Here is an 18425-nt window from a genome sequence, read left to right as displayed (position 1 = left end):
TGAGTCATTTAGCGTACGAAGTAAGGAGGGCTCAGAATGAGAAGAATTCTGCTCACAGTCAAGTTGATCCTTTCCGTTTTACTGCTTTCATCATGTGCTAACAACTCCCTATCCACAGATACACAAAAAACAACAAATGAAATCGCAAGCTGGCCGTACCCTTATGTGAAAGTTGAAAACCGTGTTTATGTAATTGAGAGCGATGAAAACAAAGTCGAACTTGTAGAGAAAGAAAATATCGGAGAACAAATTGGAACAGTAGAAGAGAAATACGATTTTGAAGGGGACGAACAAACATCGCAAGCAACTATTGCCTCTAATTATCTGGAGAAAGGGACTAAGCTTTTCACGATCAAGAACGTTGATCCGAGTGATCATATTGCATTTGAAAAAAGCGAGGGTGTATTCGTCAAGGCTACAGAGGAAAGTGCAGTTGCAAAAAAGCCAACTGATAAAACGAACTAAAGGCCATGGGGATACGCTTTTATTATGACTTTTTGCAAAATAAAATGGGACTTCGTGAAGAGTCCCCTTTTTTCATCTCCGCCATTAAAGCCCGAACTTCAGCAAACAAAAGATCGGCCAGATCCCCATCTAGCCGACCTCACAAACCTCTATAGCTATCTCGAGCGTATGCTTCTACGCAGTCCCCAATGTCACGCCCAACTCCTGCAAATACTGCCGATACGCGATACTGACCCGGTCGCATTTCAGGGACAGCTCCATCTGCAAATCGAGCGGCAAATCCTCCGGCTTTTGATTTTCCACAATCGGCTTGTCCTGGGCAAAAATCATGTTTTGGAATTCGACGATTTCCTCGTCGGTGGTACCAGTCTCGTAGTTAAAAGAAAGGACACCGTAGGCGACTGTTTTCCCTTCCTCCGTCGGTGCGACTGTCAGGAGAATGGACATCAGATGACCCGTTTCCCGGTCGCGTTTCGTAAACTTTACAGACAGCGGACGCAGAATTTCATATGTGTAGTAGACGTGCTTGGCTTGTCCGCTCCCGTCCGGGTCAGGCTGAAAGACAGCGATCTCGTCCGAGTAGACGGATGTTTCCGTCCGGTGAACGCGGTAATCGCCGATCTCCCTGTGCTCGGCCACGCCCAGGTAGCCTTCATGAACGACAGCCAAATGCCCGACATCGAGGAAATTCTCTACGACGCGCGGCGGTTTTGCATGGACGCTCTGGGGGCCCCAGATGACGTTGCGAAAACCGGGCTCGCCAAACTCCGGGAGAGGGAACATCTCGGGCTGATTGTTCCCCAGGTTGACCCAAATAAAGCCGTAGCGCTCCGTACAGCCGTAGGACAGGGCACGCGCTTTTCCGGGGATGGCTTGATCCTCGGGAAGCTGAGGAATCTTGACGCAGGCCCCTGTGGACTCGTACTCCCAGCCGTGATAAGGACAGACGAGCTTGCCGTCCCGGACACAGCCGAGGGAAAGGGCCGCACCGCGGTGGATGCACAAATCCTTGAAGGCATGAACACCTTCATCGTTTCGAAATAGGACGATTCGCTCGCCCATGATCACGATCTGCTTCGGCTGATCCTGCAAATCGGTGGAGCGGCAAGCGACGATCCAGTCATTTTTCAGTACAGTATCTTGAACCATTGTCAGGGACACCCTTCCTTCTCAACTTCCGTGCAACGTTTATTTGCGGACATTTTCTTCATATTTTAGCCCCTGTAGATAAAGAGAGTCAACAAAAACACGAACAATATTTTTAGTTAGGAGAAAGTCATTCGATTTTTGTGTACAAAACAATTCGATTATCCTATAATCTGGCGTATAACATTCGTTAATAGCTGAGAAAACATAGGGAGGCATAAGGGTGGAGCAACAGCGGGATGACGTTCGCCTTGTCGTGGGCGTCGATGACAAGATTAGTGTGGGAAAGGCTTTTTTGCTCGGTTTGCAGCATGTATTGGCCATGGACTTGTACATTGCCCCGATTATCATTGCAGGACTTTTGACATTGGATACTTCCAGTACGTCCTTCTTTATTCAAATGTGCTTTTTGGCTACCGGTATCGGCACATTGATCCAGACTGGCTTCGGAATTCGACTGCCGGTTGTGCAGGGCCCCTCTTACGTTCCGATTGGCGCTTTGGCAGCGATCGGCAGCAAACTGGGTATGGCAGCGATGATCGGAAGCATCATCCCCGGCGCATTGCTGATGGCTTTTGTCGGCTATCCGCTGAAGTGGTTTGCGAAAGCCGTACGCAGGTTCATTCCCCCGTTGGTAGGCGGGACGGTCATTGTCATCGTCGGGATTGCACTGATGCCTACGGCGATGGCCAATATTTACAATTCGCCGGGAAGCATCGGGACAAACAGCCTGATTGCAGCCGTTTCGGCGGCAGTATTGGTCGCTTGTATGCTGCTGGGACAAAAGGCAGGGAAAGCAGGAACGTTTTTCCGCCTCGTATCCGTGTTGATCGCGATCTTCGTCGGAACGGTGACGGCAGCGTTCTTTGGAGGAGTTGACTTCAGCTCGGTCAAAAGCGCCGCCTGGCTTTCTTTGCCCAAGTTTTTCCCGTACGGTGCCCCCGTGTTCGACATCAGCGCGATTCTCACCATGGTGTTCGTTTATTTGATCATCATGATCGAAACGACGGGTACATGGTTTGTCGTTTCCTCTGTCACGGGCAAGGAGCTGACGGAAGAGAGGCTGAACCGCGCTTCTTTGGGCGAAGGTCTCGGCTGCTTTGTAGGCGCGTTGTTTGGCGGAACGCCGATGACCGGGTATTCCTCCAATGCCGGGCTGCTCGCGGTAACCGGAGTAGCCAGCCGAATGGCAATCATGGCCGGAGGCATCATCCTCATCGCGCTGGGCCTGGTGCCAAAGCTGTCCGCAGCGATTACCTGCATCCCCGAGCCCGTAATCAACGGCATTTTCGGCATCGTCTGCGTAGCGATTGTGACCAACGGATTAAAAGTCATTCAGCATATCACCATCGACGAGCGCAACATGATGGTCATCGGCCTGCCCATTTTGCTGACCATCGCTGTCACAGTGCTGCCAAAGGACGCACTCCAGGGCGCCCCTGACTTCGTCAATTACATCCTGTCCTCCAACATTACCGTAGGCGCATTGGCAACCTTGATCCTAAACCAAGTCATCCCGGACAAAAAAAGCTGGGCCAAGCAAGGAGTCCCGGCTGAGAGCAGATCATAAAAAACGCTTTGCCTTTAAAGAAAGGCAAATATGTGAAAGGGTGCCCCAAAAACGCGGGCACCCTAATTTTGTAGCCGAGGAAAATTTGATTAGCAGAAATTCAATTTGATACAAGTTTTGAAAAACGAGGGGTGAAGATAGGAGTACAGAGAACAACGAACAAAGAACAACAAAGAAACTAAGAAAGGGGACGAAACAAAGAAGGAACTCTTTTAAGCCTTCTTCTCTGATTGACCTGCCAAAAGACAGTAAAGGACAAAGCTGTAGAGATGAAACAGAAGAAAAATGCGAAGGCCTTTGGGACACCTCCCAGGCTTCATTTCAAAAGCGGGACACGCTTTCAGCGTCCAACCTCTGAAAACGCACCCTCGAACCATCTGCTTTTGGACGCGGTCCCGCTTTTGAAATGAAGCCGGCCAGTCAATCCCCCAAGCAGTGTCCCACCGAGCCTTGAGCCTTTTTCTTCTGTTTCATCTCCTCCCCCAAAGCCCGTCCTACCCCTTATAGAGCTTTTAATCTTTTATTTCAGGAAACCAGTTCAAACGTCTCCGTAATCAAAATGCTTCCTTCGACCGATTGCGCCATCGGGCAGTTTTTCCTAGCCAGCTCAATCGCTTTCTTCACCTTGTCCGCCTGAAGCTGCTCCCCCGTGATGACATAATGAAGATGGATTTTTTCCACCCGGTTTGCCTTGTCCTCGTTGCGCTCCACGTCCGCAGTCACTTTCATGTCGCTGCAGGGCATCCTCATCTTTTCCAGCACCTTCCGCAATACGCCCGCGCCGCAGACCGCAATGGAGGAAACGAGCAATTGAAACGGGCGAAACCCGTACTGTTCGTCACCGGAAACGTGAAGATCTCCATAAGACAGATGTGCTACAAAACCGTGTTCCTTGGCCGTGAATTCCATGAAAGGGAAGCCTCCTCGCTTTGATTTGTCTGCTCCCATTATAAAGAAAGAGCTGTCCGGGATGAACAGAAGAAGTACAAATGGAGTAAAGGTCACTGATGGAACCGGGGGCCTTGCCCCAATGGCGGACAAAGAAGCAATAAAGCAATAGGCCGAAACATGCGTAATAGACGGTCACGGAGAGCCGGATGCTATGCCCAGGAGATGCGACAGATAGTCATTGGCAAATCGGGCCTGCGGATCCCACTCTTCTCTGACAGCCAGAAAGTCCTTCAAGCGAGGGAAAGCCTTGTGCAATCCTGCGGTGTCCATCCTGTGCATTTTTCCCCAGTGAGGACGGCCTCCGTATTTCCAAAAAATTTCTTCGACGCAAGAAAAGTAGGCTTGGTAAGGCATGCCTTTGTACATGTGGACGGCAATGTAGGCTGAATCTCGTTCGTAGGCGGGACTGAGCCAGATGTCGTCCTTTTTTACATAACGGCACTCGATGGGAAAATGGACGGCGAAACGGTGCCGCTCGATCGCTGTCTGGATCTCCTCAATTACTTCCTTCATCCGGTCGGCGGGTACACTGTACTCCATCTCGTGGAAGCGCACCAGACGAGGGGTGGCAAAGAGACGGTGGCTCAAACCCGTTCCCGAGACGGAAGGCACAGCTTTGGCGGATAGCTGACTTGCGGACGGGCACAGGGGCGGGAATAGGCGGCAGCTCTCGGAGAGGAGCCAGAAAAAGCCGTTTTCCAAAATGAGTTGTTTGAAATGATTCCAGCGCAGATATGGACTAGGGGGGTCAGCCGTTTCATTCATGCGTTTGGCCTGGACGAGCTGTGAGTAGGGGAACAGGAAAAATTCAAAATGACGGTTTTCTGCGGTCCATTTGTCCAGTTGGTCCAGACATGTTTCCACGGGAAGCCGCATGCTCTCGTATCGGAGCTGCAGCTTCGGGATGACGCGAAGGCGTACCTTGACGATCACTCCGAGCAGACCGAGCGATACCTGCAGGGCGGGAAACAAGGAAGGATGGCTCTCAGCCGAGCAATCCACCACCTCACCTGCTGCAGTTACGATGGTCAGGCCGACAACCTGCGTGGACAGGCTGCCAAACCGGATGCCCGTGCCGTGTGTTCCTGTACTGACTGCTCCAGCGATGGATTGGGCATTGATATCCCCCAGATTTTCTTGAGAGAGGCCGTGGGAGTGAAGCAGTTCGCCGAGCGCTTTCAGCTTGGTCCCTGCCCATACCTCGGCGACTCCTTTTTCGGCATCTACGCTTGCCAGACCTTGCAGACGGTCAAGAGACAACAGGCATTCATCGGTCTGGACCAGACCTGTAAACGAGTGGCCGGAACCGACTACACGGATGCGCAGCCCCTGCCCGGCACATTGCTTCACGATGGCGACGACATCGGCAATGCTTCCCGGAAAAACGATCTGGTCAGGCCGGCTCTGCACATTGCCGGCCCAGTTTCTCCACAGCTTTCCGGACTTGCTCACGATTGGCATAAGCCATCCCCCCTGTAAGTCGTCACTTCTTTGACGATACGTCCATCTGACACACAGTAGAGCCGGGTGAAGTGTTCGCACAGCTCGCCCGCTTTGGCGTGGCGGAAAAAGATCGGATCGCCGAGCTGCAAAGTCTCCCCTCCGCGGTAGCGAACCGGTGTCTGTACCTCGCCAGCCCCTTCGTTTGGAAGCAGAGAAGCACCTTTCGGCAGGTAAGGCTTGGGGAGTTTGTCTCTCCCGGCTGAGCCCGAAGCGATGAAGCCACCTCCAGCGCAGGTAAAAATACCAGCAGCAGGCTTGCGAACGATCTCGACTGCATAACCGGCCGCCGGCTGGCAGCGAAAATCGATATAGTGGTCAAAAAGGCCGGGAGCAAAGAATCCGGAACCGGCTGTCACTTCAGTAATTGCGTCTTCTTTTCCCGTCCAATGAAGGCTTCCGGTGCCGCCGCCGTTAAAAAAGCGGAGGGAAATTCCCATCTGTCGGACGGTTTCCAGGAGCAAGGCGCGGCGGTCGCGAATTTCACGTCGAGACACATGCTTGAGCATACGGACGGCGATATTTTTGAAAATGCTTCCTGGCGCGCGGTCGCCTACCCCGGCTATCTGCGCTTCGTACCCCATCAAGCCTGCTGCCTCCAGGTGATCGGACGCGACAATGCGGCGCAGGACATAGAGGGCTTGTTCGATGGACCGCACAGAAGAACGCCAGACACCGAAGTGGAGTCCGAAAAAGTCGGTGGACATGTCGGCATCCAGACATACAGGCAGTCTTACCTTGAACTGACGAGCGAACTTTTCCAGGTGTTCTGCATGCTCGACCGAGTCGACCATGAATGTGATGGCGTGTCCGTCCCTGACGGCTATAGCCAGCTTCTCCAGCCAAACCGGCTCCCATATCGGGTATCCCAGCAACAGGTCATCCAGACCGTGGTTAGCCAGATGAAGAGCTTCCGGGGCCGAATAACACATGATTCCCCGAAAGCAGTCATCCATCTCCAGCAAATGCTTCAAAAGCTCGACGCTGCGAATCGATTTACTGGCAATGCGAATCATTTTTCCCTGGCTGCGGAGGCGGATCTGCTGGGCATTGATCCCGAGTAGATCCAGATCGACAAAGGCAAAAGGCTTGGGGATTCCAGCAAATATCGTTTGATAGTAGCGGTAATCGCGCACGGAACAGCCACCTTCCCGCAATGCACTGCTAACACTCATCATAGTACAAATATTCCGTTTATTCATGAAATATTTGTGTTTTGCCAGGGAAGCACAAAATAGAAAATTTGGCACACTTCTTTTTGAACGTTTTGTGATAAACTAACTGACGTATAATTTGTTGATATATAGACAACTGGGGGTGCTCGTGCATTGATGGCGTTTTTAGAGAATCTTGTTGGGATTTTCAATGATTTCCTGTGGTCGAAAATCCTCATTGCAGTGCTCATTATTTTAGGTATTTATTTTACTTTTCAAACAAAATTCGTGCAATTTCGAATGGCAGGAGAAATGTTCCGCCTCCTGGGCGAAGGAGCAAAAGGGGCAGGAAAGAAGAAAGAGAGCATTTCCTCCTTCCAGGCTTTTTGCATCAGTACCGCGTCACGGGTCGGAACAGGGAATTTGGCCGGTGTAGCCATGGCGATCTCTGTGGGAGGACCCGGGGCTGTCTTCTGGATGTGGCTGATCGCCCTGATCGGTTCCGCTTCTGCGTTCGTGGAAAGCACACTGGCGCAGATCTATAAGGTGAAGGATGCGAGCGGCTTTCGCGGCGGCCCTGCCTACTACATGGAGCAAGGGCTGAAAAAGCGTTGGATGGGTGTGCTGTTCGCCATCCTGATTACGCTCTGTTTCGGGTTTGTGTTCAACGCCGTACAGGCGAATACGATCACCCAGGCGTTTCAGACTGCCTATGGCGTCAACCGTACTCTGATGGGAGTAATTCTTTCGGTTGTAACTGGTATTATCATTTTTGGTGGTGTCAAACGGGTTGCGAAGGTAGCTGAATTCCTCGTGCCGTTCATGGCTGGGGCCTACGTACTCGTTGCGCTCTTCGTCGTCGTGACCAACATCGGACAGCTTCCGGGCGTGCTTGCCCTGATCGTCAAGTCGGCGTTCGGCATGGAGCAGGTGGTCGGCGGCGGTCTTGGTGCTGCGATCATGCAGGGCATCAAGCGGGGACTGTTTTCCAACGAAGCGGGTATGGGGAGCGCAGCCAACGCTGCAGCTACAGCTGATGTGACGCACCCTGTGAAGCAAGGGCTCATTCAGGCGCTTGGTGTCTTCGTCGATACCCTGCTTGTCTGCAGTGCTACTGCATTTATCGTGCTGCTTTCCGGCATGTATACGACAGAAGGACTGGACGGAATCGCCCTCACCCAGGCCGCGCTCAGCTCGCATGTAGGCGGCTGGGCAAGCTCGTTTGTCGCTTTGATCGTCCTCTTGTTTGCCTTCAGCTCGGTGGTAGGCAACTACTACTACGGGGAAACCAACATCGAGTTTATCAAGTCGGACAAGAAGTGGCTGACGATTTACCGCCTGCTGGTAGTGGGCATGGTCATGTTCGGATCGGTAGCCAAAATCAGCATTGTCTGGGATCTCGCCGATCTCTTCATGGCTTTGATGGCGCTCCTCAACCTGTTTGCAATCGCCGTGCTGGGGAAAGTCGCATTTGCCGCTCTGAAGGATTATACAAAGCAAAAGAAAGCCGGCAAGAATCCGGTATTTCACGCAAGCTCCATCCCAGGCCTCCCGAAGGTCGAGTGCTGGTCAGAGGAAGCGAGCGAGAAAAAAGCAGTATCATAACGTTGGCAACGGATATGGAAGAGTGGTCCTTAAACAGGGGACCGCTCTTTTTTTGTTGATAAAAAACCGGGCTCTTCATTTTCTCAAGCCGGTCTTCCGGATATACCAGCGGCGTTTATGAAAGGAGATAGACCTGTATTTCTGGGCCATTCTGAAGAGTTGCTCACGAGTAAGTGATGCTGGTGTTGAGGAGCAGCTTTTGTTAAGGGCACTTCTTGCAACCAGATGACCGGGGTAGTGAGCTTTCACGAAGTTACCGTAGGTTTCGAACTCGGAGAAGCCGGCATAACTTTGTTTGTTGGTCTTCTTGATAATCGCCCAGTACCACCTAGTCTTATGCCTGGCCTCAATTTTCCACTTCAGTCGGGAGAGCTTCGATTTGTCGAACAGCATATAGTGGGCAACGAAAGAGCGCGAGGCGGTTGGCTTGGTCCCCAGCAATTTCTTATAGGTGCGAAAATACTCGGGACGACTCCAGTTACGGCAGTAAAAAACGGTTTTCCCGTTGACGAGAAAGACATGAGGGCGGATGAGAATGGTGTCGGCGTCGATCACAAGATAATACCTTCGCTTGGTCAGGTTTCCTCCCGCCAGCTTCAACAATTGTTGAAGCAGCCAGCCTGAGCGATTGGTGCGTTTGGTTTGGTAGCGAATGTCTTTTTTTGTAATCGGAAGGACGCGTTTTTCATTGATGAAGGTGCAGTTTTTACGCCGGCAAAGGGCTTGGATTCGCTTGCTTGGTGGCGATACAACCATGATCTTGCCGATCGGATGCTTTACTTGTGTACGGATACTGTCAATGACATAGGGAAGAGTGCCAAGGTCTTTCTCGATAGCCGGGATCAGGACATCAATTTTGATAGAGCTGTTGAAGGTCCTGTTTGCTGAATGTGTCAACTTCTCAACTCCTTTTCGCTTAGCACTTTCAAGCATATGTGTCTGAACAGGTCGGCTAGTGTGTCCGAACGTTCCAGATAGGATATGATTTTTTTCCTTAGGGTGAATACGACAGATATGGAAAACCTGCAAAATGGGGGTCTGTCTGCCTTCTTGAGTCAATGAGTTAAGTATGTATTGTTCAAATTATGTAAAACCCTGAAACCCTCCTCACTTTGTCTCGTCGAAATCAGAGAAATTGTAATGAATGATGCGTGGTCTTGTATAATTGTGGGAAAAAAGGGAAGGTGATCATGTGATTTTAGGTATATTTATCCTCAGTATGCTGAGTTTTGCTTGTTTACTCTCTATCGCAATGAACTCAAAAGAACTCGTAAAACAAAACAAACAGATTATTGAATTGCTTCAGGCAAATCAAAAGGACAAAAAAGATATTTAACATACCAGAACATGCAGGGCTTTCACGAGGACTGTTGATCGTGTACGAGGCGTCCGGAGCAGCCGGTCCTATTTGGGAGAATTCTTGGCACGCTGTCCGGTGAAGGAAATAAGCTGCTGATGTACGAAAATCCCACAGTTAAATCACGAATGTTCGGTTTTAATGTTCGGATTTAGGTTGTCAGACGACTGATCTTTCGATGGTTTTACGCCCAAACCAATAAAAAGGCGAATAAAAATTATCCAACTGATTGACATGATTCATCATCTGCGTTATCATGCAAATTGTTGCGAGTTTCAAAAACGAAAAATCCGACAGATTCGTATATCCTCAGAAATAAGGTTTGAGGGTCTCTACAAGGAACCGTAAATTCCTGACTACGAATGGGTGTATCGCTATACCCGTTCGCTTGTTGGGTTTTTTTATTGCGAGGAGGATATGAACATGAATAATATGAACAATGAATATGACGTGATTGTGGTAGGTGCCGGACCGGCAGGAATCTTCGCTGCCTATGAATTGACACTGAAAGCGCCGAAGGCAAAAGTCCTGTTGATTGATAAAGGCCATGACATTTACTCGCGCCGCTGCCCGATTTTGGAGGAGAAAATCAAGCTTTGCCCGCCCCCGGCAGGAAAGAAGGATTTCGCAGGCTGTCTGCCGGCCTGTTCGATCACAGCCGGATTTGGCGGAGCCGGCGCGTACAGCGACGGGAAATTCAACATTACCACCGAATTCGGCGGCTGGATGACCGATTATTTGGCTCCATCCCAGGTGCTGGATCTGATTAAATACGTCGACTCCATCAACCTGGAGCACGGTGCGACGACAGCAATTACCGATCCGACGACCGAAACGATCAAAAGCATCGAGCAGCGCGGATATGCAGCAGGGCTGAAGCTCCTGAGAGCTGAGGTGCGCCACCTGGGCACGGAGCAAAACCTGGAGATTCTCAAGTCGATTTATGAATACTTGAAAACGCGCATCGACATGATGTTCAAGACCGAGGTCGAAGATATCCTGACGGTCAAGGAAGCGGACGGTCACCGCGTTCGAGGCGTGGTGCTGAAAAACGGCGAGGAATATTTGAGCGACAACGTGATGATCGGGCCCGGCCGTGACGGTTCCGCCTGGCTGACGGGGATTTTGAAAAAGCGCCGTCTGAAAATGTACAACAACCAGGTAGACGTAGGCGTGCGGGTCGAGACGTCCGACGTGGTGATGCGCGAGATCAATGAGCATCTGTACGAAGGAAAATTCATCTTCAACACATCGGTCGGGACGAGGGTCCGCACCTTCTGCAGCAACCCGTCCGGTCACGTCGTCGTGGAAAACCACAGCGGCGTCATGGCGGCAAACGGCCACTCTTACAAGGACCCTGCGCTGGGCTCCCAGAATACAAACTTTGCTCTGCTCGTTTCGCACAAATTTACCGAGCCGTTTGACAAGCCGAACGAATACGCTCGCGAAATTTGCAAACGCGCCAACGATCTTTCCAATGGCGGCGTCATCGTCCAGAAATACGGAGACATTTTGCGCGGACGCCGCTCTACCGAGTCCCGCATCCGCGAAGGGTTTTTGGAGCCGACGCTCAAGGAAGCCGTTCCCGGCGATTTGGGCCTGGTTCTGCCGTACAATACGATGAAAAGCTTGATCGAAATGGTCGAGGCGCTGGACAAGGTGACACCGGGAATCGCTTCCGAGCACACACTGTTCTATGGCGTAGAGGCCAAATTTTACTCTGCCCGTCCAAAGCTGACCGAGGAGTTCGAGACGGAAATCAAAGGGCTGTACTGCGGCGGCGACGGTGCGGGCATTACGCGCGGACTGGCACAGGCCGGGGCTGCAGGCGTATGGATCGCCCGTAATATCATCAAAAAATCGTTGCAGTAGCATAGTCTATAAATCGGAAAAAGCAGGTGCTCCAAAGTCTCAAGCAGACAGCGGGGCACCTGCTTTTGCATTGCATATAGGGGAGTGGCGGGCATGGGTACGAAATTCGACAGCAGATTGTTTGGCCAGCATGCGAGGCCGAAAACGACCAGTTGTGCATCTTCAGAACCAGTCGAATGATGGAACTTTTTTCACACATTCTTACATTATTCGTAGTCGCTGGGACTTTTCTCAGTCTATAATGGCATCAAGAGCATTTCGCAAGTACGACAGGCAAGAGGGGGTACATATGTTTCAGTTGGTCCGCAACACCTTGACGAACAAAGAAGGCTTTATGATCTTTATTTTATGGAATCATCTCTGGGTTGCAGGCTGGATCGCGTGTCAGATGGATGTGAACTTCTGGAAGGTCACCTCCGCAGGCTTGCTGGCAACACTGATCGTTTCTCCGTTGTACTTCATTCGCAAGGACAGCTACTTGATCCGGTATCTGGTCGGAATTGGTCTTCTCTATTACTCGATTGCATTTGACCACTATACACCGTTTCAGGAAATCTCGTTTCTCGCGTTCATCGTCCTGGGCTTTTTGGCAGCCTATCTGGACTGGAAGCTGATTGTATCGGCGGGGGCGATGCAGGTTGCGGCGACATTAATCGGATTTTACACCGGTTCTTACCAGTTGTTTGACGGCCATTTTTCGGAAGTCAATTTGCTGCTTCGCATTGTCGCCTTCGTGCTGATGATCGCGGGGCTCACCTATCTCTGTCTGGCTGGACAAGCGTCGCTTGCAAAAGCGGACAGCGCGAGACGGGAAGCCGAAGACAAAGAGCAGCGCCTGGAAGAGCTGCTGCGGAATATCAAGATGGTAACAGAGCAGGTGGAGCGCACATCCGTGCATGTCCATGAGCATGCCGAGACGACAAGGCGCAACACGGACGAGATGATGGTCGCCTTCAAGGAAGTGGCGACCGGAATGGAATCCCAAGCCAATTCCACTGTCAAAATCGAGGAAGAAGTGCAGTCGATCGACCAGGAAATTGTGACTGTCAACGAGCAAGCGGCCGTCATGAAGGCGGAAGCGGATCAGAACAGCCGCCGCTTGGCAGGAAGCATCAGCATGATGAGCGAGCTTTCCGAGCAAATGGAGCAAATCGTTCAGGCGGTCAATGTGGCGTCTTCGACGATCCGCGAGCTGAACAAGCAAGCCAACAAGGTCGAGGAAATCGTCCAGACGATCAACCAGATCGCGACACAGACGAACCTGCTCGCGCTCAATGCCGCGATCGAATCGGCTCGTGCGGGTGAGCACGGCCGGGGCTTCGCCGTCGTGGCGGACGAGGTGCGCAAGCTGGCTGAGCAAAGCGCGACGGCTACGCAGGAGATTACCGAAATTTTGCAGTCGCTGCATCAAGAGAGTGAAAACGCCGTGAAGCACATGAGCACGGGCGAAGTGTCGGTAGCAAAGGGACAGGAGCTGGCGGTAGAGACAGTGGCGTCTATCGAGACAGTGCGAACAGGCATGGAAGCGTTCCTGGAGGCAGTCGAGCATGTGCGGACGAGCATGGATCGCGTGAAAATGCGCTCCGGGGAAGTGGCGGCCGAGATGTCTACGATTACAGCGGTCACCGAGGAGTCTGTTGCCAACCTGGAGGAATTGTTTGCGACGGCGGAAAACCAGCACCAAAAGGTGCGGGAGATTACCGAGGAGCTGGGCGAGCTGAACGCCTTGTCGACAAAGCTGCAGCAATCATTTCAGCGATAATCGTAATGTTTGAAATTGCTGAAAAAAGAATTGCATTTTTCAATTGATCTGCTAGAATGAATTCAATATCAATTAAATAGTTTCACCTTACCTTATCAAGAGCGGCGGAGGGACTGGCCCGATGAAGCCCGGCAACCACTGTGCACACGTGCACAGAAAGGTGCCAATTCCTACAGAACCTGTTTGGGTTCTGAGAGATGAGGAAGAGGTTAGCGATATACGGCAAACTCTTCCTCCGGGAAGAGTTTTTTCTTTGTGCAAAGGAGGTTGTTGACGAACGTTAATTTAATTAAATATAATAATATTCGTATTTTATTCAAATTGATTTTTAATACACGCCATAAACCAACGATATTTTGTTATAAAAACGAATATTATCGTTCGGGATATTGATAGGAGAGAGGACATCATGAAAAAATTGCTTCTGGCTTTAACGACATTCGCTGTACTGGCAGCCGGATGCTCGACAAACAGCAGCGCCCCCGAAGACAAGGGACAAGCCCAGACAGGCGGACAAGAAACAGCGAAAAAGCGGATCGCGCTGGTGCTGCCCGAGAAAATCGGGGTTAACCCGTTCTTCCAGCAGATGGACGATGGAGCGAAGAAAGCCGCCCAGGAATTCGGGGTGGATGTCAAGACGATTGAATCCACAGACCATGGGGCTATCGAGGAAAATATCCGCGTGGCAGTGGCCGAGCAATACGATTTGATCATCACGTCTTCCTTTGAAGCCGAGGATGCGCTGAAAAAGGTAGCGACAGAAAATCCGGACCGCACCTTCGCCATCATCGATACGCAAGTTGATTTGCCCAACGTCCGCAGTGTCATGTTCCGCGAGCAAGAGGCTGCATACCTGGTCGGAGCGGCTGCCGGTTTGGCAACCAAAAGCAACAAGGTAGGGATCGTCGCAGCAATGGACATTCCGATCCTGAAAAAATGGACAGTCGGTTTTCAGGAAGGGCTCAAGGCGACCAACCCGAACGCAGAAGTGCAGATCAACTACGTCGGCAGCTTCAGCGACCCGGCAAAAGCGAAGGAGCTGGCGCTGCTGCAGGCTTCCAAAGGAGCGGACTTTATTTACGGCGCAGCGGCTGTAGGAGATCTTGGCGTGTTTGAAGCAGCCAAGGAAAAAGGCTTCTACACCTCCGGACAAGACGTTGACCGGACCAGCATCGACCCTGAGCATATCGTCCTGTCCCAGTTGAAAGGAACGGACTCCGCTGTGTATGAAACGGTGAAGGCATTTGTGGACGGCAGCTTGAAGCCGGGTGTCGTCGCCTACGGACTGAAGGAGAACGGCGTCGGCGTGACCTACGTTACGCATGACAGCCCGACTCCGCTGAACCCGTTCATTGGAGAAGAAGTCGTCAGCAAGGTAAAAGCGATCAAGGATGAGATCGTCGCGGGGACGAGAACCGTGACAGACCCGCTGAAACAATAGCGAGAGCGCTGATTCGGAAACCGGCTACATGAGCGTAGTCGGTTTCCTGCTCTACCGGGAAGACAAAAGAGGGAGGGGGAAAAGGTGGAGAACCGACTGGAAATGCGGGGCATGACCAAGCGCTACGGCGATTTTACCGCCAATGACAACGTTTCGTTTACGTTGAAAGAGGGGGAGGTCCATGCGATCGTCGGCGAGAACGGAGCGGGCAAAACCACGCTGATGCGCATGCTGTACGGTATGGAGCAGCCCACTGCCGGAGAGATCGCAGTAAATGGCAAGCCCGTCGTCTTTCGCGGCCCGGAGGATGCGATCCGCCACGGGATTGGCATGGTTCACCAGCACTTCATGCTGTTTCCCGACTTTACCGTTGCGGAAAATATCGTGATCGGCTACGAACCGCAGCGCAAAGGGCTGTTTCAGCGAAAAGAAGCGGCGAGTGCAGTCCGCTCGCTCAGTGAGCGATACCGGATACCGATCAACGAGAACGCCAAGGTATCCAGCTGCTCCGTAGGGGAGCAGCAGCGGGTAGAAATCCTGAAGGTGCTCTACCAGGGTGCAGATATTATCGTGCTGGACGAGCCGACTGCGGTGCTCACGCCGCTGGAGGTAAAGGAGCTGCTGCAGACGATCCGCCATTTGGCCGAAAGCGGCAAAAGCGTCATTTTGATTACCCACAAGCTCCAGGAGGTCATGGAGGTGGCAGACCGGGTCACTGTCCTGCGCGGGGGGCGCGTGACCGGAACCGTTTCCCGAAGCGAAACCAATGCGGACGACCTCGCCCGTATGATGGTAGGCCGCGAGCTTCAGCAGCTCACTGATCGGGTCCGCCTGGAAGGAAAGCCGCTTTTGCGGGTGCAGGGCCTGAGCATCCGGGAAAAACAAACGCTCGTAGACGACGTGACGTTTTCCGTACACCACGGGGAGATCGTCGGGATCGCCGGGGTATCCGGCAACGGGCAATCCGAGCTTTTGGAGGCATTGACCGGCCTGCGGGCTGTTTCGGAAGGGAAAGTCTATCTCGGAGAAAAGGATGTGACTGGCCAGTCGGTGGCAGCGATTCGCGAGGCAGGATTGGCCCACATTCCCGAAGACCGCTACCTGTGGGGGACAGCAAAGCGGGAAAGCGTCGAGGAAAACGCGCTGATGGGCTATCAGCGCAAGCCGGAGTACATGCGCCGCGGTGTCGTTTTGCGCAGCAAATTCCGCCGTGTCGTGGAAGAGTGGGTCGAGCGGTTTGCGATCAAGACAGGCTCTCTTCATTTGAAAGAGCAGGCAGGCAACCTCTCCGGGGGCAATTTGCAAAAGCTGATTGTCGCCCGCGAGCTGGGACAGAATACACCACTGTTGATCGCGGCCGAGCCTACTCGCGGCGTTGACATCGGCGCGATGGAATACATCCATCAGGCTCTGCTGGAAAAGCGGAACAATGGAGACGGCATTTTGCTCGTCTCGTCTGAATTGACAGAAATACTGGCGCTGTCCGACCGGATTTTGGTGATGTACAAAGGGAGGATCGCCGGGGAGCTGACACGCTCGGAAGCGACAGAGGAGAAAATCAGCGTATTGATGGCGGGAGGAAGCGTGTATGGCAGCAGTCAAGCAGCTATGTAAGTCATTGGTTCAGCCGCTGCTGGCAGTGATCATCGGCCTGTTGACAGGTGCGCTGGTCATTGCCGCCGTGGGCGAATCGATTATCGGTACGTATCAAGAGATGTGGAAGGGAGCCTTTGGCAGCTTCTACTTCCTGACCTCCACGCTGGCCCGGGCCACGCCGATCATGCTGATCGGACTGGGACTGTCGCTCGCTTTTCGCGCCGGGGTATTCAATCTGGGGGCCGAGGGACAGATGGTAACGGGAGCGATCAGTGCGACGTTGGTGGCCCTTTATCTGCCCGCGCCCGGCTTCGTCAAAATGGTGGCCGCTCTGGTAACGGGCGTGCTTGCCGGAGGGTTGTGGTCGCTTTTTGCCGGGTATTTGGAGGCGCGCTTTCGGATTCAATTGCTGATTTCCTCGCTGCTGCTCAATTATGTCGCCGTTTTGTTCGCAGGGTATCTCGTCAGCGAGCCGTTCCAGGACAAAACCGGGTCCGCTGCCATGGCCCAGACCCCGATGCTGGAAAAAAGCGTCTGGCTGCCAAAGCTGTTCGCCGGGATGAGCGTCCATGCAGGCTTTTTGTTTGCCTTGGCTGCTGCTCTTCTGATCTTTTTCGTCATTCGCTATACTCCGTTCGGGTACGAAGTGAAAATGCTCGGGCAAAACCCGTTCTTTTCCCGCTATGGCGGAGTGAACAGAGTTCGGGTGATGCTGACCGGCATGTTTTTCAGCGGCGGACTGGCCGGATTGGCCGGGACTGTCGAGGTATTGGGCTCGCATTATCGGTATGTGGAAGGCGCCCTGACGCTTCCGAACTTCGCCTGGACCGGGCTGATGGCGACCCTGCTGGCCAACTCTCACCCGATTGGCGTTGTGTTTACTTCCTTGCTGCTCGCGGCTCTGCAGACAGGTGCCATGGGAGTGGAGCGGAATACGGATGTGCCGCTTGAACTGGCCAGTGTGATTCAAGCTGTTTTAATTTTGTTTATATCAGCTAAATTCAGTTACGACTGGTGGAAAAATCGCAACAACAAGAGGAGGGAATCTCATGGAGCTGTTTGATTGGTCCCTCGTCAGTTCCACCATCCGCATGGTGACGCCTATTTTGCTCGCAGCCCTGGGCGGTGCGCTCTGTTCGCGCGTCGGCATTTTCAACGTCGGTCTGGAGGGGTTGATCCTGGTTGGCGCCTTTTCCGCCATCGTCGGCAATCACTTTACCGGGAGCCTGCTGCTGGCGCTGCTGTTTGCAGCTCTCGTAACCGTTCTGTTCTCGCTGCTGTTTGCCTACATGACGATCGGTCTACGGGCCAATGAGATCGTCGTCGGCGTCGCGATCAACTTTCTCGGGCTGGGGCTGACCACGTTTGCCCTGCGTGCCGTTTTTGACGTAAAGGGCGCGTTTTACGACAAGGACATGGCCGGACTGCCGCAGTGGCAAATCCCGCTAATCAAAGACATTCCAGTGCTGGTAGACATCGTTTCCGGGCATTCGCCGCTCGTGTACTTCGCCTTTTTGGCCGCAGTTCTGCTGCATTTTTTCTTTACCAGGACCGTTACCGGCTTTCGCGTGCTGGCTGTCGGCATGAACGCGACTGCGGCCCGCAGCCTTGGGTTGAAAGCGACTCGCCTGCAGGTGCTGGCGATCGTCATGTGCGGCGTGCTGTGCGGGATGGCCGGAGCCCAGCTATCGCTCGGCCAGGTGACGATGTTTACGGAAGGCATGACAGCCGGACGCGGCTTTATCGCACTGGTGGCGATGATGCTGGGGCAAGCCCATCCGCTCGGCATCCTCGCGTCCAGCTTCCTGTTTGGCTTGATGGACGCGCTGAGCATTCGTCTGCAAGGCTTTTCGCTGCCGACGCAGTTTACCGCCATGCTGCCGTATGTGCTGACGATCGCGGCGATGTTCTTTTTAAAGGACAAGGGCGCTTCGTCAGCCGGCTCCAGCCAGCAAAGCACGCGATAGCTGATAATAAAGCGGAGTATGAACATTTTCATTTACGAC

General features: G+C 52.7%; 14 protein-coding genes and 2 riboswitches. Of the genes, 9 read left to right on the top strand and 5 right to left on the bottom strand.

What is annotated here, in order from left to right:
• Positions 1 to 36: 36 nt before the first annotated feature.
• Positions 37 to 465 carry a hypothetical protein gene (locus NSQ24_RS24780; RefSeq protein WP_227277537.1) on the top strand — a complete coding sequence of 143 codons (429 nt, stop codon included), beginning with the start codon at positions 37 to 39 and terminating at the stop codon, positions 463 to 465.
• Between the two features lie 174 nt (positions 466 to 639).
• Here NSQ24_RS24780 and NSQ24_RS24775 read toward each other — a convergent pair whose 3' ends face one another.
• Positions 640 to 1614 carry an aromatic ring-hydroxylating dioxygenase subunit alpha gene (locus tag NSQ24_RS24775; RefSeq protein WP_339166829.1) on the bottom strand — a complete coding sequence of 325 codons (975 nt, stop codon included), beginning with the start codon at positions 1612 to 1614 and terminating at the stop codon, positions 640 to 642.
• 220 nt (positions 1615 to 1834) lie between these two features.
• Here NSQ24_RS24775 and NSQ24_RS24770 point away from each other — a divergent pair, with 220 nt between their 5' ends.
• Positions 1835 to 3181 (top strand): nucleobase:cation symporter-2 family protein, encoded by a 1347-nt coding sequence (locus tag NSQ24_RS24770; RefSeq protein ID WP_024984483.1) that lies wholly within the window; start codon positions 1835 to 1837, stop codon positions 3179 to 3181.
• Positions 3182 to 3706: 525 nt separating this feature from the next.
• Here the strand turns inward: NSQ24_RS24770 and NSQ24_RS24765 are convergent.
• The 3 genes from NSQ24_RS24765 to NSQ24_RS24755 form a co-directional block, all read right to left on the bottom strand.
• Positions 3707 to 4090, bottom strand: a complete 384-nt coding sequence (locus NSQ24_RS24765; RefSeq protein ID WP_122957982.1) for an OsmC family protein — start codon at positions 4088 to 4090, stop codon at positions 3707 to 3709.
• A gap of 174 nt (positions 4091 to 4264) precedes the next feature.
• Positions 4265 to 5593: a D-arabinono-1,4-lactone oxidase gene (locus NSQ24_RS24760; RefSeq protein ID WP_122957981.1), complete on the bottom strand. Its 1329-nt coding sequence runs from the start codon at positions 5591 to 5593 to the stop codon at positions 4265 to 4267.
• Positions 5581 to 6768, bottom strand: a complete 1188-nt coding sequence (locus NSQ24_RS24755) for an amino acid deaminase/aldolase (protein ID WP_003388567.1) — start codon at positions 6766 to 6768, stop codon at positions 5581 to 5583. The genes NSQ24_RS24760 and NSQ24_RS24755 overlap by 13 nt, the downstream gene beginning before the upstream one ends.
• Before the next feature lie 195 nt (positions 6769 to 6963).
• Between NSQ24_RS24755 and NSQ24_RS24750 the strand changes: the two genes are divergently transcribed.
• Positions 6964 to 8391, top strand: coding sequence for an alanine/glycine:cation symporter family protein (locus tag NSQ24_RS24750; protein WP_003388566.1), 1428 nt, complete (start codon positions 6964 to 6966; stop codon positions 8389 to 8391).
• Positions 8392 to 8466: 75 nt separating this feature from the next.
• Here the strand turns inward: NSQ24_RS24750 and NSQ24_RS24745 are convergent, their stop codons facing one another.
• A complete protein-coding gene (locus NSQ24_RS24745) occupies positions 8467 to 9288 on the bottom strand; it encodes a DUF6492 family protein (protein ID WP_003388565.1) in 822 nt (273 codons plus the stop codon).
• Between the two features lie 739 nt (positions 9289 to 10027).
• A riboswitch (purine riboswitch) is annotated at positions 10028 to 10127 on the top strand.
• Positions 10128 to 10180: 53 nt separating this feature from the next.
• Here NSQ24_RS24745 and NSQ24_RS24740 point away from each other — a divergent pair.
• From NSQ24_RS24740 to NSQ24_RS24715, 6 genes are all read left to right on the top strand, one after another.
• Positions 10181 to 11620, top strand: coding sequence for an NAD(P)/FAD-dependent oxidoreductase (locus NSQ24_RS24740; RefSeq protein ID WP_327927176.1), 1440 nt, complete (start codon positions 10181 to 10183; stop codon positions 11618 to 11620).
• A gap of 289 nt (positions 11621 to 11909) precedes the next feature.
• Complete coding sequence (locus NSQ24_RS24735; protein WP_339166826.1) at positions 11910 to 13382, top strand: methyl-accepting chemotaxis protein; 1473 nt, start codon at positions 11910 to 11912, stop codon at positions 13380 to 13382.
• A gap of 89 nt (positions 13383 to 13471) precedes the next feature.
• Positions 13472 to 13586, top strand: a riboswitch (SAM riboswitch).
• A 205-nt stretch (positions 13587 to 13791) separates the two neighbouring features.
• Positions 13792 to 14823: a BMP family protein gene (locus NSQ24_RS24730; RefSeq protein WP_003388561.1), complete on the top strand. Its 1032-nt coding sequence runs from the start codon at positions 13792 to 13794 to the stop codon at positions 14821 to 14823.
• An 84-nt stretch (positions 14824 to 14907) separates the two neighbouring features.
• A complete protein-coding gene (locus NSQ24_RS24725) occupies positions 14908 to 16437 on the top strand; it encodes an ABC transporter ATP-binding protein (RefSeq protein WP_339166823.1) in 1530 nt (509 codons plus the stop codon).
• On the top strand, positions 16412 to 17482 hold the full coding sequence (locus NSQ24_RS24720) for an ABC transporter permease (RefSeq protein WP_003388559.1): 1071 nt from the start codon (positions 16412 to 16414) through the stop codon (positions 17480 to 17482). Before NSQ24_RS24725 ends, NSQ24_RS24720 begins: the two co-directional genes overlap by 26 nt.
• Positions 17469 to 18386: an ABC transporter permease gene (locus NSQ24_RS24715; protein WP_003388558.1), complete on the top strand. Its 918-nt coding sequence runs from the start codon at positions 17469 to 17471 to the stop codon at positions 18384 to 18386. Before NSQ24_RS24720 ends, NSQ24_RS24715 begins: the two co-directional genes overlap by 14 nt.
• Positions 18387 to 18425: the final 39 nt, after the last annotated feature.

The sequence above is a fragment of the Brevibacillus sp. FSL L8-0520 genome, from assembly GCF_037963895.1.
Classification (GTDB): Bacteria; Bacillota; Bacilli; order Brevibacillales; family Brevibacillaceae; genus Brevibacillus; species Brevibacillus borstelensis.
This window is presented reverse-complemented; position numbering and strand designations above follow the sequence as displayed.